Consider the following 16,575-nt stretch of genomic DNA (forward strand, 5'->3'; position numbering starts at 1 on the left):
CCAGCAACCTACGGAAGAGCAAAAGAACGGCGATGCTCAGCAACCTACGGAAGAGCAAAAGAACGGCGATGCTCAGCAACCTACGGAAGAGCAAAAGAACGGCGATGCTCAGCAACCTACGGAAGAGCAAAAGAACGGCGATGCTCAGCAACCTACGGATAATCCTGGTGATAACACAACAGAACAGCCTGTTGATAATCCAGACCCATCACCTAAGCAAATTACAGAAAATATTTTAACAGGTGTCACACTAACGGATAAAGATGGTAAGCCATTTAATAATACGGATAATCGCCCAAGTCCAGATTCTATTACCCAAATCGATTTTACATGGGAAGTTTTAAAATCGCTGAACGTCAAAAAAGATGATTACTACACTTTCCAACTCCCAGAATACTTTATTGTCCACAATACCATTACAGAAGATTTAATAGATGGAACAGGACATACGATTGGATCATTCGTTGTTACGCCTGATGGCAAAGTAACGATGACTTTTAACGAATATGTTGAAGATCATCCTAATATCGCTGGACATTTAAACATTCGTACGGAGTTTAATGAAGTAAAAATCACAGGGACTACAGAAAAACAAATCCCATTCCCTATTAAAGAAAAAGACGTTATTATTGAGCTTGATTTCAAACCTAAAGTAACAAAATCGATAGATAAAAAAGGTGTACCTGATAGACCAATTAATACGAATCAAATTAATTGGAAAGTAGAAATGAACAAGACAAAAGATAAACTTATAAATGCCGTCTTTCAAGATGACATTCCAAATGGGACAAATCTCAACGAAGATTCTATTAAGGTTTACTATTTAGAAGTAGATATTAACGGGAACACAACTCGTGGTGCAGAAGTTCCTAAAGAAGAATATGAACTGACTTCATCCTCTAATAAATTAAATATCGCTTTTAAAAAGGAAACGAATAAAGCATATGAAATTGAATATGCGACAAAGATTACAGATGAAAGTGTTACTAGCTTCAAAAACAATGCAAAGGTATCCAGTGATAATCAAGGCAGTGTATCTACAAATTCAACTGTAACTGTATCACGCGGTACGCATCTAGAAAAAACTAGTAAGTACAACCCAAAAACGCAAACGATTGAATGGAAAATCACTTACAACGGTGACCAAAGAAAGATCAAAAAAGAGGCTGCTCTTTTAAAAGATATTCTAGATAAGGATCATAAAATTGATCAAAGTTCTATTGTTGTAAAAAATGCTTCTTATAATGATCAAGGGCAACTTGTTACTGGTAACGAGGCTACAAATTTCACAGTAAAAGAAACAACTGAGGGATTTGATTTACAATTTAATGAAGATATTGATAGCGCCTATGTAATTACTTACACATCAAAAGCTGCGCGTGATGTCATAACAGATGGAGAAATTAAAAATGAAATTATCGCAGATGGTGGCTCAAGTAAGACAAACAAAGTTACACTACAGCAACAAAATATCATAAAGAAACATAATAAAAATGCAGGCGATACAGATTACAATGCGAAAACAACAAAATGGACAATTGTTGTAAATGATAACAAATATGTGTTAAACGATGCTGTTATCAAGGATACATTTGACTTTGGTGGTCTAACATTACAGGAAAATAGTTTCAAGATTACTGACGGATCAAATGTACTTAAATTAGGGGATGACTACACACTTCATGTAACCGATAAGGGATTCGAAGTAAAGTTAGCTGGTATTTACAAGTCTAATATGGATAAAACTTTAACTATCACATACACAACAGACTTTAATTACGAAACTCTATCTAAAGAGAATGAAAATAAATCATTCAAAAATACAGCCAATTTATCATGGATAGACATAAATGGGGACGATAAAAATAGTTCCTCCAATGATAAATTCGATCCTGACGGCTATACAAAAGGAAATGGATTTAAATACGGTTCTTACAATGCCCAAACGAAAGAAATTAAATGGGACATTGGATTTAACTATAATAATAGAACGATTAAGGATCCTTCTATCGTTGATGTATTAAGAGATAACCAAAAATTAATACCGGAATCTATTGAAGTTCGACATATGCAATTAACTGGTGGTGCACATGGATTTGAAGTAGGCGATCCTGTTCCTCCTAGCGAATATACGATAGAAAATCCAACAAAAGATAACAACAATACATTAACGGTTCATTTTAAAAACGAAATTAATTCTGCATATTATATTAGCTTTAAAACTTCACTTGTAGGCGAACAAATTAATAAGCGCTACGATAATTATGCCGATTTAAAAGATGGATCGAAAACTGTTACTACTATCCATGGTGCATTTGAGATCACAAACGGTGGTAGCGGTGTTACGAAAACAGCAAAACAAAATGACAAGTATATTGATTGGAGTGTTTCCATTAATCCGAGTCAATCAACTATTGAAAATGCTGTCGTAACGGATAACCCAACAGACAATCAAATTCTTGATGAAAAGTCCTTCCACCTATATCCAACAACAGTAGCCGTGGATGGCATTTTAACAAAAGATACAGCAAATGAATTAAAAGAAGGAACAGACTATAAACTCAAAGTAACAACAGACAACGATACAGGAAAACAACAGTTTAAAGTTGAATTTCTTCATACCATTAATCGAGCTTATATTTTAGAATATCGCTCACTCATTAATGCAGACAATAATGAGACAGTGAGCAATAAAGTGAAGATTACTGGTAATCGTTTAACATTAACCCAGGTTGAAACAACAGAAGAAAAGGTAGTTAAAGTATCTTCTGGATCTGGGGGTGGTTCTGCTAATAAAGGACGCGGAAGTCTTCAAATTATAAAGGTTGATGACAAAGATAGAAAAGCACCATTAGCCGGAGCAGAATTTACCTTATATGATCAGACAGGCACAACCGCTATTCGTTCAATTACAACAGGTGATGACGGCGTCGCCAAGTTTAACAACTTACGACGTGATAAATATTTAATTAAAGAAACGAAAGCACCTCAAGGTTATGTAATTAGTAAAGAATTAAAAGAAGGTATACTTGTCGAGCTAGGTCCTGAAGAAATTACAAAATATACCCTTACAAATAAGAAGTTTGTCGGGAAAGTAGTACTTACAAAGACTGATGCTACGAGTAGGGAAACACTTGAACATGCTGTTTTCTCTTTACTTGATCAAAACAAACAGGTTATTCCTGAACATAAAGAATTAACAACAAATGATAAAGGACAAATTACTGTAGATAATTTAAAACCAGGAACTTACTACTTACAAGAAACAACTGCTCCTGAGCATTATAAATTAGACAGTACACTTATTAAATTTACAATCAAAGAAGATCAAACGACTGTAGTAAACCGAACTGCAACCAATAGTTTGATTCCAGGATCGGCCATTTTAACAAAAGTCGATAAAGATGGAAAAACTTTAGCTGGTGCGGAGTTCAGTGTAAGAGACCGGAACAACATAAAAGTTCCCGGTTATGAAAAATTAACGACAAATGATCAGGGACAAATTGAAGCAAAAGATTTACGCCCTGGAGACTATCAATTTGTCGAAGAAAAAGCACCGAAAGATTACGACATAGATAAAAAACCGATTGAGTTTACAATTGTAAAAAGTCAAAAGAAAGCAGTTACTGTTACTGCGACGAATCACCTCATTAAAGGTGGCGTCACTTTAACAAAAACTGATGATATCGATGGTACAGCTCTTGCAGGTGCTGTATTTAAAATTGTCGATGCTAATGATGAAAAGAAAGTCATTCGCGAAAATGTAAAAACTGGTGCGGATGGTAAAGTAACTATTAAAGACTTAGAGCCTGGTACGTATAAATTTATTGAAACAGAAGCTCCTAAGGATTATGTGTTAAATGCAAATCCTATCGAGTTTACAATCGATAAAAGCCAACAGTCTTTTGCTACTGTTACAGCAACAAATAGTTTAAAAACAGGAGAAGTCGAATTATTCAAAGTGGATGAATTCGGTGATAAAAACCCTCTAAAAGGTGCCGTATTTAAAATTGTCGATGTAAATAATAATGACGTTCGTACTGACTTAACTACAGATGCTGATGGAAAAACAAAAGCTGATAAGCTACGTCCTGGTAACTATAAATTTATTGAAACAAAGGCTCCTGAGCATTATGTACTAGACGAAACACCGATTCCATTTACAATCGATAGAAGTCAAAAAGAAACTCTACTTGTGAAAGCTGAAAATGTTTTAAAACCAGGAGATGTTGAATTAACAAAAGTTGATGATATCGACGGTACAGCTCTTGAAGGGGCAGTATTTAAAATTGTTGATGCTAATGATGAAAAGAAAGTCATTCGCGAAAATATAAAAACTGGTACGGATGGTAAAGTTATCGCTACTGACTTACGCCCTGGCGATTATAAATTTATCGAGGTAACAGCACCGAAGTATTACGATAAAAATACAAATCCAATTAAATTTACGATTACAGAAAGTCAAATGACGTCGGCTACTGTTACTGCTAAAAACAGCTTAACAAAAGGCGGTATTGAATTAACAAAAGTGAATGCTGCAGATGAAAAGGAAAAACTTGAAGGGGCAGTATTTAAAATCGTTAATAGAGATACGAATGAAGATGCTCGTACGAACCTTGTTACGAATAGTGAAGGGAAATTAGTTGTAGATGACTTACGCCCTGGTAACTATAAGCTTATCGAAACAAAGGCTCCAACTTATTACGATGTAAATGTAGAACCTATTGAATTTACAATCGAAAAAGGACAACAAAAACTCCTTCCACTTACATTTAAAAATAGTTTAACGAAAGGAAAAGTTAAACTTATTAAAGAAGATGATGTGGAAAGTAGTATCACTCTTGCCGGCGCAGTGTTCACATTACAAGACGCAACTGGCAAAGAAATTGCGAAAGATTTAAAAACAGATGATTATGGAGTATTAGTTATTCCTGATTTAGCACCAGGAGATTATCAATTTATTGAAACATCAGCTCCTGAACATTATAAATTAGATCAAACACCTATTAAGTTCACGATTAAAAAAGGTAACAAGGATGATCTTGCAGTCCCTGTCACTGTAAAAAATAGTTTACTTACAGGTGGCGTTACTTTAACAAAAGTGGATGATGTTGATGGCGCTACTCTTGAAGGTGCAGAATTTATCATTGTGGACGCTCATGATACTAAAAAGGTAGTTCGTAAAGGGTTAACTACCGATGAGCACGGTAAAGTTACCGCTTCTGATTTACGCCCTGGAGACTATCAGTTTGTTGAAGTAAAAGCTCCAAAAGACTATACGTTAAGCAACGATCCTATTCCGTTCACTATCGGAAAAAGTCAAAAAGAAAACATTACTGTTACTGCTACTAACAGCTTAAAAAAAGGTGCAGTCACATTAACGAAAATTGATGACATCGATCGTACAATGCTGAAAGGTGCAATCTTTAAAATTGTTGATATGGATGGAATTGAAGTTCGCACAAACCTTGTTACAGACGACAATGGTGACATTTTGGTTTCTAATTTACGTCCAGGAAACTATCAATTTATTGAAACAATGGCTCCTGAACATTATGTATTAGACGAAACACCGATTCCATTTACAATTGAAAGAAGTCAAACGAAAAAAATTACTGTTACAGGTAAAAACACGTTAAAAAAAGGTAGCGTTGAATTAACAAAGATTGATGATATCGATACAAACAATAAACTTGCTAATGCTGTATTTAATTTATTAGATAAAGACGGAGAGCTAGTTGAAGAGGGCTTAAAAACAAATGACGAAGGTAAAATTGTTGTTGAAAACTTACGCCCTGGTACGTATCAATTCGTTGAGACAATTGCTCCTGAACATTACGATTTAAATAAAAAACCTATCGTATTTACAATTCAAAAGAGCCAAACTGAAACTCTTCATGTCACTGCTACTAATGCTTTAACAAAGGGTGCAGTAGAACTTTCTAAAGTTGATGACATCGATGACACAAAACTTGAAGGCGCAGTATTTAACATTGTTGATATGAAAGGTACTATAATTCATAAAGATCTTGTTACAAATAGTAAAGGGAAAATCGAAATCGATGACCTACGTCCGGGTGATTATCAACTCATCGAAACGCAAGCTCCTAAGCATTACGTTTTAGATGAAACACCAATCAATTTTACTATTGAAAAAGGACAGAAGAAGGCTATTTCTTTAAATGCTAAAAATAGCTTACAACAAGGTAGTATTGAACTACTTAAAGTGGATGATCTAAACGATCAAATAAAACTTTCTGATGCGGTATTTAATTTACTAGACCAAAACGGGAAAGTGCTTAAAACAAATTTAAAAACAAATAATGAAGGAAAAATCGTTGTTGAAAACTTACGTCCTGGTACGTATCAATTTATCGAAACAACGGCTCCTAAACATTATGATTTAGACAAAAACCCAATTGTAGTTACAGTTGAAAAAAGCCAAAAAGATATTGCTACCGTTACTATGAAAAATAGTTTAACAAAAGGTGGCGTTGAACTTTCTAAAGTGGATGACGTCGACGGTACCACTCTTGAAGGCGCAGTATTTAACATTGTTGATATGAAGGGTACTGTAATTCGCGAAAATCTTACAACAAATTCACAAGGTAAAATTAACGTTTCTGACTTACGTCCAGATGATTATCAATTCATCGAGATGAATGCTCCGAAACACTACGATTTAAATAAAGAACCGATTCCTTTCACTATTGAAAAAGGACAAGCTGAACCGATTTCTGTTACTGCTAAAAATAGTTTAACAAAAGGTGCGATTGAACTTTCTAAAGTGGATGACGTCGATGGCACTGCCCTTAAAGGCGCAGTATTTAACATCATTGATTTAAGTAATGGCAAAGATGTTCACATTAATCTTACGACAGATGCAGCTGGAAAAATCTCTGTTCCAGATTTACGTCCAGGAGATTATCAATTCGTTGAGACGAAAGCTCCTGAACACTATAAATTAGACAGTACACCGCTTAAATTTACAATTAAGAAAAGCCAAGCAGAGAAGCTACAAGTCACTGCTACTAACAGCTTAATTGAAGGCGCGGTAGAATTAATTAAAGTTGATGATGTTGAAGAAAACACAACACTTGAAGGTGCAGTATTTAACATCATTGATGCGAAAGGTAAAGTTGTTCGCACGAATTTAACTACTGATAAAGACGGGAAAGTTTCTGCTTCTAATTTACGACCAGGAGATTATCAATTCGTTGAAACGAAAGCTCCGAAAGATTATGATTTAAATAAAACACCGATTCCTTTCACTATCGAGAAAAGCCAAACAGCTCACGTTTCTGTTACTGCTAAAAATGGCTTAACTAAGGGTGGCGTTGAATTAACGAAAGTTGATTCTTTAGATGCGAAAGAAACACTGGAAGGTGCGGTATTTAAAATTACTGATCTGAACGGCAACGACATTCGTTCGAATTTAGTTACCAATAAAGACGGAAAAATCATCGCTAAAGACTTACAACCTGGAGACTATCAATTTATTGAAACAAAAGCTCCGGAACATTATGACTTAAATGAAAATCCTATTAAGTTCACAATTGAAAGAAGTCAAACAAAACACGTCTTCGTTACAGCTACTAACAGCTTAACGAAAGGTAGTGTGGAGTTAATTAAAGTTGATGATGTTGAAGAAAACACAACACTTGAAGGTGCAGTATTTAAAATTGTTAATAAGGATGGACACGATGTTCGTACCGATTTAACTACTGATAAAAATGGCCGTTTAGTTGTGGATGAATTACCGCCAGGAGACTATGAGTTTATCGAAACAAAAGCTCCTAATCACTATGACTTAAACGAAACACCTATTAAATTCACAGTTAAAAAAGGACAAGAAAAAATCGCTTCCGTTACTGCTACAAATAGCTTAATTACGGGCGCTGTTGAACTTTCTAAAGTCGATGACATCGACGGTTCTGTTCTTAAAGACGCTGTATTTAAAATCGTTGATATGAACGGAAACGACATTCGTTCTGATTTAACTACTAATAAAGATGGAAAAATTTCTGTTTCTGATTTACGTCCAGGAGATTATCAGTTTATTGAAACGAAAGCTCCTAAGCATTACGACTTAAATCCAAACCCTTTCAAGTTTACTGTTGAAAAGAGCCAAACAGCTACAGCTTCTGTTACTGCTACGAATAGCTTAACTAAAGGCGCTGTTGAATTAACTAAAGTCGATGACATCGACGGCTCTACTCTTGAAGGAGCTATCTTTAAAATCGTTGATATGAACGGAAACGACATTCGTTCTGATTTAACTACTAATAAAGATGGAAAAATTTCTGTTTCTGATTTACGTCCGGGAGACTATCAGTTTATTGAAACGAAGGCTCCTACTGGATACGATTTAAGCGCTAAGCCAATTCCTTTCACAATTACGAAAGGACAATCTCAAGTTACTTCTGTTACAGCTTTAAATAGTTTAACAACAGGTTCAATGGAGTTAACTAAAGTTGATATTGAGCACCATGGAACACTTGAAGGTGCCATTTTCAATATTTTAGATCAAGATGGAAAAGTAGTACGAGAAGGTTTAAAAACAGACCGACATGGCAAATTAATCATAAATGATTTGAAACCTGGTAATTATCAATTAGTGGAAACAAAGGCTCCTACTGGCTATCAATTAGATGCATCACCAATAAGCTTTATAATTGAAAAAGCCCAAGCTGCACCACTACAAATTACAGTCTCAAATAAAAAGATTGATTCTTCATCAGGTGGAGATGATAAACCAATCACTCCTCCGAATAAAGAAGAGGAAACAGGAAAAGAAACTTCCGAAGAACTAGAAAAAGGAAATCCTGAAACACATGGTAAAGAAACTTCCGAAGAGCTAGAAAAAGGAAATCCTGAAACACATACAAACAAACAGCCAGATGACCGAAATACGGGTAAAGAACTTCCAAATACAGGTCACAAAAAAGATCCTATCCAAACAGTAGGTATCGTACTTCTACTAGCTGGATTGTTAAGTATTTTAGCTACAAAACGAAAAAAATATTATTAATAGTTTTTCACCCCCAATCAAATGAACATTTGATTGGGGGTTTTTTTATGCAAAAAAAGAACGATACATAGAGTATCGTTCTTTTAACGGGGTGAGGCTGTCCAAAAGTACGGAAAACCTTTGAACAGCCTCGTATTTTCATATGGATGCCTTACATATATCACTGATGATAATTATGAAATGCGGAAACATATTTATCATCACATGATTCAAACACGAGAAAAGAAACCCTACAGTGGATTCTTTTCTCTACATAATCTAAAGTTTGGGTACACTAGATTCATGCAATGTAGGAGCTTTCCAAACAGAAAGCGAACCTTCATTTAAAATGATAGCATACATATCTCCGTCAAAAATATGCAAATATGCATATAGAGTTTTTTGTTTCTCAATGTCAGAATATTGAAAAATAATAAAAATAAGGGTAAAATGAAGTCGTTATCCGTCTTCTTTTGTCAGTCAGAGAGAATAGAAGAATAGGAGAGGAAAAAATGAAAAAATCTTTAAAACAAAAAATAGTAAGCTCTTTGCTTGCTGTATCACTCGCTGTTAGCTTAGCTCCGATTGGACAAGCCAAAGCTGATTCCACTTCAGAAATCACACAGACTTCATCTATCACAAAACAAGTTGATGCAAGCCGCGCTATCGAACATATCCGTTTCTTATCCGAAACAATTGGTCCTCGCCCTGGTGGAACAAAATCAGAAGAATGGGCTTCGCGCTACGTTGGTATGCAACTTAAATCAATGGGCTATGAAGTAGAATATCAACCATTTCAAGTGCCTGATCAATACGTTGGCTTTATTGAATCACCATTATCCACAAAGCGTAATTGGCAAGCTGGTGCTGCCCCTAACGCACTAATTTCTACAGAAGCTGTTACAGCTCCTCTTATCTTTGTTCAAGGTGGGACAAAATTAGAGGATATCCCAAATGAAGTAAATGGAAAAATTGTTCTATTCGAAAGAGGAACAACAGTTGCAGACTATAATAAACAAGTTGAAAATGCTGTTAGCAAAGGAGCAAAAGGTGTTCTTTTATACAGTTTAATTGGTGGACGTGGGAACTACGGACAAACTTTCAATCCCCGCCTAACGAAAAAGCAGTCTATCCCTGTCTTTGGTCTTGCTTATGCGCAAGGAAATGCATTTAAAGAAGAAATCGCTAAAAAAGGGACAACAATTCTTTCCCTAAAAGCAAGACATGAATCTAATTTAACATCTCTAAATGTTATTGCTAAAAAGAAACCAAAAAACAGTACAGGTAATGAAAAAGCTGTCGTTGTAAGTTCGCACTATGATAGTGTCGTTGGAGCACCTGGAGCAAACGATAATGCTTCTGGTACAGGATTAGTATTAGAGTTAGCTCGTGCTTTTCAAAATGTAGAAACTGATAAAGAAATTCGCTTTATTGCTTTTGGTTCTGAGGAAACTGGCTTACTTGGCTCCGATTATTATGTTAATAGTCTGTCCCAAAAAGAACGCGATCGAATTTTAGGTGTCTTTAACGCAGACATGGTTGCAACAAATTACGATAAAGCAAAGAATTTATATGCTATGACGCCTAACGGTTCTCCAAACCTTGTAACAGACGCAGCCTTGCAAGCAGGTAAACAGTTAAATAATGACCTCGTACTGCAAGGAAAATTCGGCTCTAGTGATCACGTACCATTTGCTGAAGTTGGTATTCCTGCTGCTCTATTTATTTGGATGGGTGTCGATAGCTGGAATCCATTAATCTATCATATCGAGAAGGTATATCACACACCTCAAGATAACGTATTTGAGAACATTTCACCTGAACGTATGAAAATGGCATTAGAGGTTATTGGTACAGGTGTCTATAATAGCCTTCAATCCACCGTAAAAACAGGAGAGAAAGCCGCTTAATACTATTTCAAGCCACCGATTAATCGGTGGCTATTTATTAAGAAAAAATAAATATGCATAAAAGCATATTCATTACATGGTATTATGGTGTATAATTAAAATCGTAATATATAAATAAAAGATATAAATCACATAGCATTATGTAGAATAAAAAATTTAAATACTATTGATTACATCTAATGAGAAGATTTTTCAATTATAAAAAGGTGCTCTTGCAGTTGTGTTAACTTGAACTTCAGGAACTAATGCCTTCATTCCTAAAATAAACGTTGCATCAGCTACTCAAGAACAAAGCTTTACAATATGCTATTTCTAAATTAGCCATAAAAATGGCTATGCATTCATCCAAAACTTAATGAAACATAGCATTGACCTTAAATTACATGAGATACCACGCTCTAAGCTTATGGTCCAATGATAATGGGCTTCTTAAAAACGGTTTTGTTATCGTTTTAGAGCCACTGATTGAGTCCACCTTGAAATTGTTCCCTTTTTTCTATAAAAAAAACCCTTCAGGTTGCATTCTTCCCTTCACCTTATTGTGAAGTGTTTTTGAATACTTACCTAAAGGGAGCAATATCAATAGTAATTTTTTAATTTGTCAGCTACTCAGATTACAGTGTAATCAATAATCTAAAGCTTTTTTATTATTTAATTCGCTGACGAGCGAGTAGGATTCCACCTAAAAGGAACAATACCATACCTCCAAGAATTGAACTCATTCCTGCTGATGTTCCACCTGTGTTAGGAAGTAATGTTGGCTTATCATTTTCTGTAGTAGGTGGAACTTTTGAATCGCTATTGTTGCCTGTATTTGTGTTTGGATTTTTCGGATCTGTACTTGGATCTTTTGGATCTTTCGGATCTTTCGGATCTGTGCTTGGATCTTTCGGATCTACATTTGGCTCGTCCTTGATTTTTGTATTTGTGATGTCATAACCTTTTACTTTGGATTCATACCCAGCTACTGGTTGTTCCTTCACTTCATACTTGTACGCTACTCCATTTTCATCGTATGCTTGGAGCTTTTCAAACGTGTACTTCCAGTTTGTTTTTGCTGTTACTTCTTTTGTGTCTACTACTTTACCGTTTTGTAGTAAGTCTACTTTAATCGAACTTGGACGATCTGTTGCATTGTTATCGTTCCACGTTTTTGTTCCTTCTACTTTTGTTTCGCCTACTTTTGTATTCGTGATGTCATAACCTTTTACTTCGGATTTGTATCCGTCTACCGGTTGTTCCTTCACTTCATACTTGTACGCTACTCCGTTTGCATCATATGCTTGGAGCTTTTCAAACGTGTACTTCCAGTTTGTTTCTGCTGTTACTTCTTTTGTGTCTACTACTTTACCGTTTTGTAGTAAATCTACTTTAATTGAACTTGGACGATCTGTTGCATTGTTATCGTTCCATGTCTTTGTTCCTTCTACTTTCGTTTCGCCTACTTTTGTATTTGTGATGTCATAACCGTTTACTTTGGATTTATATCCTTCAACTGCTTGTTCTTTCACTTCATACTTGTATGCCTTACCTTCTGCATCGTAAGCTTGGAGTTTTTCAAACGTGTACTTCCATTCTGTTGCCCCTGTTACTTCTTTTGTATCTACTACTTTACCGTTTTGTAAAAGATCTACTTCGATCATTTCCGGACGATCTGTTGCGTTATTATCGTTCCACGTTTTTGTTCCTTCTACTTTTGTTTCGCCTACTTTTGTATTTGTGATGTCAGTACCACTTACTTTGGATTCATATCCTGGTACTGTTTGCTCTTTCACTTCATACTTGTATGCCTTTCCTTCTGCATCATACGCTGCTAAATCTTTGAATTCGTATTTCCAGCCTGTTGCTTTGCTTACTTCTTGCATCGCAATCACTGTACCATTTTGTAAAAGGTCTACCTTAATCATTTCCGGACGATCTTTCGCGTTATCGTCTTTCCATGTTTTTGTTCCTTCTACTTTTGTTTTGCCTACTTTTGTATTTGTGATGTCAGTACCATTTACCTTTGATTCATATCCTGGTACTGGCTGTTCCTTCACTTCGTACTTGTATGCCTTACCTTCTGCATCGTAAGCTTGGAGCTTTTCAAATGTGTACTTCCATTCTGTTGCCGCTGTTACTTCTTTTGTGTCTACTACTTTACCGTTTTGTAAAAGATCTACTTTAATCATTTCCGGACGATCTTTCGCGTTATCGTCTTTCCATGTTTTCGTTCCTTCTACTTTTATTTTTCCGGACGATCTTTCGCGTTATCGTCTTTCCATGTTTTCGTTCCTTCTACTTTTGTTTCGCCTACTTTTGTATTTGTGATATCAGTACCTTTTACTTTGGATTCATATCCAGCTACTGGCTGTTCTTTCACTTCATACTTATATGCCTTACCTTTTGCATCGTAAGCTTGGAGCTTTTCAAACGTGTACTTCCAATTTGTTTCTGCTGTTACTTCTTTTGTATCTACTACTTTACCATTTTGTAAAAGGTCTACTTTAATCGAGCTTGGACGATCTGTTGCTTGGTTATCGTTCCATGTCTTCGTTCCTTCTACTTTTGTTTCGCCTACTTTTGTATTTGTGATGTCATAACCGTGTACGTCAGATTCGTATCCCGTTACCGGCTGTTCCTTCACTTCATACTTGTACGCTACTCCATTTTCATCATATGCTTCTAAATCCGCGAATGCATATTTCCAGTTTGTTGCCGCTGTTACTTCTTTTGTATCTATTACTTTACCATTTTGTAAAAGGTCTACTTTAATCGAGCTTGGACGATCTGTTGCTTGGTTATCGTTCCACGTTTTTGTTCCTTCTACTGTCAATTTCGCTACTTTTGTATTCGTGATATCAGTACCACTTACTTTGGATTCATATCCTGCTACCGGTTGTTCCTTCACTTCATACTTGTACGCTACTCCATTTTCATCGTATGCTTGGAGCTTTTCAAACGTATACTTCCAGTTTGTTTCTACTGTTACTTCTTTTATATCTACTACTTTACCATTTTGTAAAAGGTCTACTTTGATCATTGTTGGACGATCTGTTGCGTTATCGTCTTTCCATGTTTTCGTTCCTTCTACTTTTGTTTCGCCTACTTTTGTATTTGTGATGTCAGTACCATTTACTTTGGATTCATATCCTGCCACCGGTTGTTCCTTCACTTCATACTTATACGCTACTCCATTTTCATCATACGCTGCTAAATCTTTGAATTCGTATTTCCAGTCTGTTGCTTTGTTTACCTCTTGCGTCGCAATCACTGTACCATTTTGTAAAAGGTCTACTTTAATCATTTCCGGACGATCTTTCGCGTTATCGTCTTTCCATGTCTTTGTTCCTTCTACTTTTGTTTGACCTACTTTTGTATTTGTGATATCAGTACCACTTACTTTAGATTCATATCCTGCTACTGGCTGTTCTTTCACTTCATACTTGTATGCCACTCCGTTTGCATCGTATGCTTGGAGCTTTTCAAATGTGTACTTCCATTCTGTTGCCGCTGTTACTTCTTTTGTGTCTACTACTTTACCGTTTTGTAAAAGATCTACTTTAATCATTTCCGGACGATCTTTCGCGTTATCGTCTTTCCATGTTTTCGTTCCTTCTACTTTTGTTTCGCCTACTTTTGTATTTGTGATATCAGTACCACTTACTCTGGATTCATATCCTGCTATCGGTTGTTCCTTCACTTCATACTTATACGCTACTCCGTTTACATCATACGCTGCTAAATCTTTGAATTCATATTTCCAATCTGTTGCTTTGCTTACTTCTTGCGTCGCAATCACTGTACCATTTTGTAAAAGGTCTATTTTAATCATTTCCGGACGATCTGTTGCGTTATCATCTTTCCATGTCTTCGTTCCTTCTACTTTTGTTTGACCTACTTTTGTATTTGTGATGTCAGTACCACTTACTTTGGATTCATATCCTGGTACTGCTTGTTCTTTCACTGTATACTCGTAAGGCTTTCCTTCCGCATCATATGCTGCTAAATCTGCGAATATATATTTCCAACCCATTACTGCTAGTACGTCGTGTGTTTGAATCACATTCCCGTTTTGTAGTAAGTCTACTTTGATCATCGTCGGACGGTCTGTTGCATTTCCGTCGTTCCATGTCTTCGTTCCTTCCACTTTTGTTTTGCCTACTTTTGTATTTGTGATATCAGTACCATTTACTTTAGATTCATATCCTGGTACTGCTTGTTCTTTCACTTCATACTTGTACGCTGCTCCGTCTGCATCATATGCTTGGAGCTTTTCAAATGTGTACTTCCATTCCGTTGCCGCTGTTACTTCTTTTGTATCTACTACTGTACCATTTTGTAAAAGATCTACTTTAATCATTTCCGGACGATCTGTTGCGTTATCGTCTTTCCATGTCTTCGTTCCTTCTACTTTTGTTTCGCCTACTTTTGTATTTGTGATGTCAGTACCATTTACTTTGGATTCATATCCTGGTACTGCCTGTTCTTTCACTTCATATTTGTATGCCTTACCTTCTGCATCATATGCTACTAAATCTTTGAATTCATATTTCCAGTCTGTTGCTTTGCTTACTTCTTGCGTCGCAATCACTGTACCATTTTGTAAAAGGTCTACTTTAATCATTTCCGGACGATCTTTCGCGTTATCGTCTTTCCATGTCTTTGTTCCTTCTACTTTTGTTTCGCCTACTTTTGTATTTGTGATGTCAGTACCACTTACTTTAGATTCATATCCTGCTACTGGCTGTTCTTTCACTTCATACTTGTACGCTGCTCCGTTTACATCATACGCTGCTAAATCTTTGAATTCATATTTCCAATCTGTTGCTTTGCTTACTTCTTGCGTCGCAATCACTGTACCATTTTGTAAAAGGTCTATTTTAATCATTTCCGGACGATCTGTTGCGTTATCATCGTTCCACGTTTTCGTTCCTTCTACCTTTGTTTCGCCTACTTTTGTATTTGTAATGTCATAACCTCTTACTTTGGATTCATATCCTGCTATCGGTTGTTCCTTCACTTCATACTTATACGCTACTCCGTTTACATCATACGCTGCTAAATCTTTGAATTCATATTTCCAATCTGTTGCTTTGCTTACTTCTTGCGTCGCAATCACTGTACCATTTTGTAAAAGATTTACTCTAATCATTTCCGGACGATCTGTTGCGTTATCATCTTTCCATGTCTTCGTTCCTTCTACTTTTGTTTGACCTACTTTTGTATTTGTGATATCAGTACCACTTACTTTGGATTCATATCCTGGTACTGGCTGTTCTTTTACTGTATACTCGTAAGCCTTTCCTTCCGCATCATATGCTTCTAGATCCGCGAATATATATTTCCAACCCATTACTGCTAGTACGTCGTGTGTTTGAATCACGTTCCCGTTTTGTAGTAAGTCTACTTTGATCATCGTCGGACGGTCTGTTGCATTTCCATCGTTCCATGTCTTCGTTCCTTCTACTTTTGTTTTGCCTACTTTTGTATTTGTGATATCAGTACCACTTACTTTAGATTCATATCCTGGTACTGCTTGTTCTTTCACTTCATACTTGTATGCCACTCCGTTTGCATCGTATGCTTGGAGCTTTTCAAATGTGTACTTCCATTCTGTTGCCGCTGTTACTTCTTTTGTGTCTACTACTTTACCGTTTTGTAAAAGATCTACTT

The 16,575-nt window shown here is 36.0% G+C and carries 2 protein-coding genes and 1 pseudogene; 2 read left to right on the top strand and 1 reads right to left on the bottom strand.

Annotated elements, in window-relative coordinates:
- Together DN390_RS02590 and DN390_RS02595 are read left to right on the top strand one after the other, a co-directional pair.
- The coding region (locus DN390_RS02590; RefSeq protein WP_147806511.1) for a SpaA isopeptide-forming pilin-related protein at positions 1-9,031 on the top strand (9,031 nt) is incomplete at its 5' end.
- 491 nt (positions 9,032-9,522) lie between these two features.
- The gene (locus DN390_RS02595) at positions 9,523-10,920 is read left to right on the top strand and encodes a M28 family metallopeptidase (RefSeq protein WP_060632982.1); all 1,398 of its coding nucleotides are present in this window, start codon (positions 9,523-9,525) and stop codon (positions 10,918-10,920) included.
- 647 nt (positions 10,921-11,567) lie between these two features.
- On the opposite strand, the pseudogene DN390_RS02605 reads toward DN390_RS02595, so the two are convergent.
- Positions 11,568-16,575, bottom strand: a pseudogene (locus DN390_RS02605) (Cna B-type domain-containing protein); the annotation flags it as partial.

The organism is Bacillus sp. SH7-1 (assembly GCF_008042405.1).
Classification (GTDB): Bacteria; Bacillota; Bacilli; order Bacillales; family Bacillaceae_G; genus Bacillus_A; species Bacillus_A thuringiensis_N.

Bases quoted from the DNA above. Each gene is read 5' to 3' on its own strand.
- DN390_RS02595 (WP_060632982.1), top strand. From the start codon at position 9,523: ATGAAAAAATCTTTAAAACAAAAAATAGTAAGCTCTTTGCTTGCTGTA.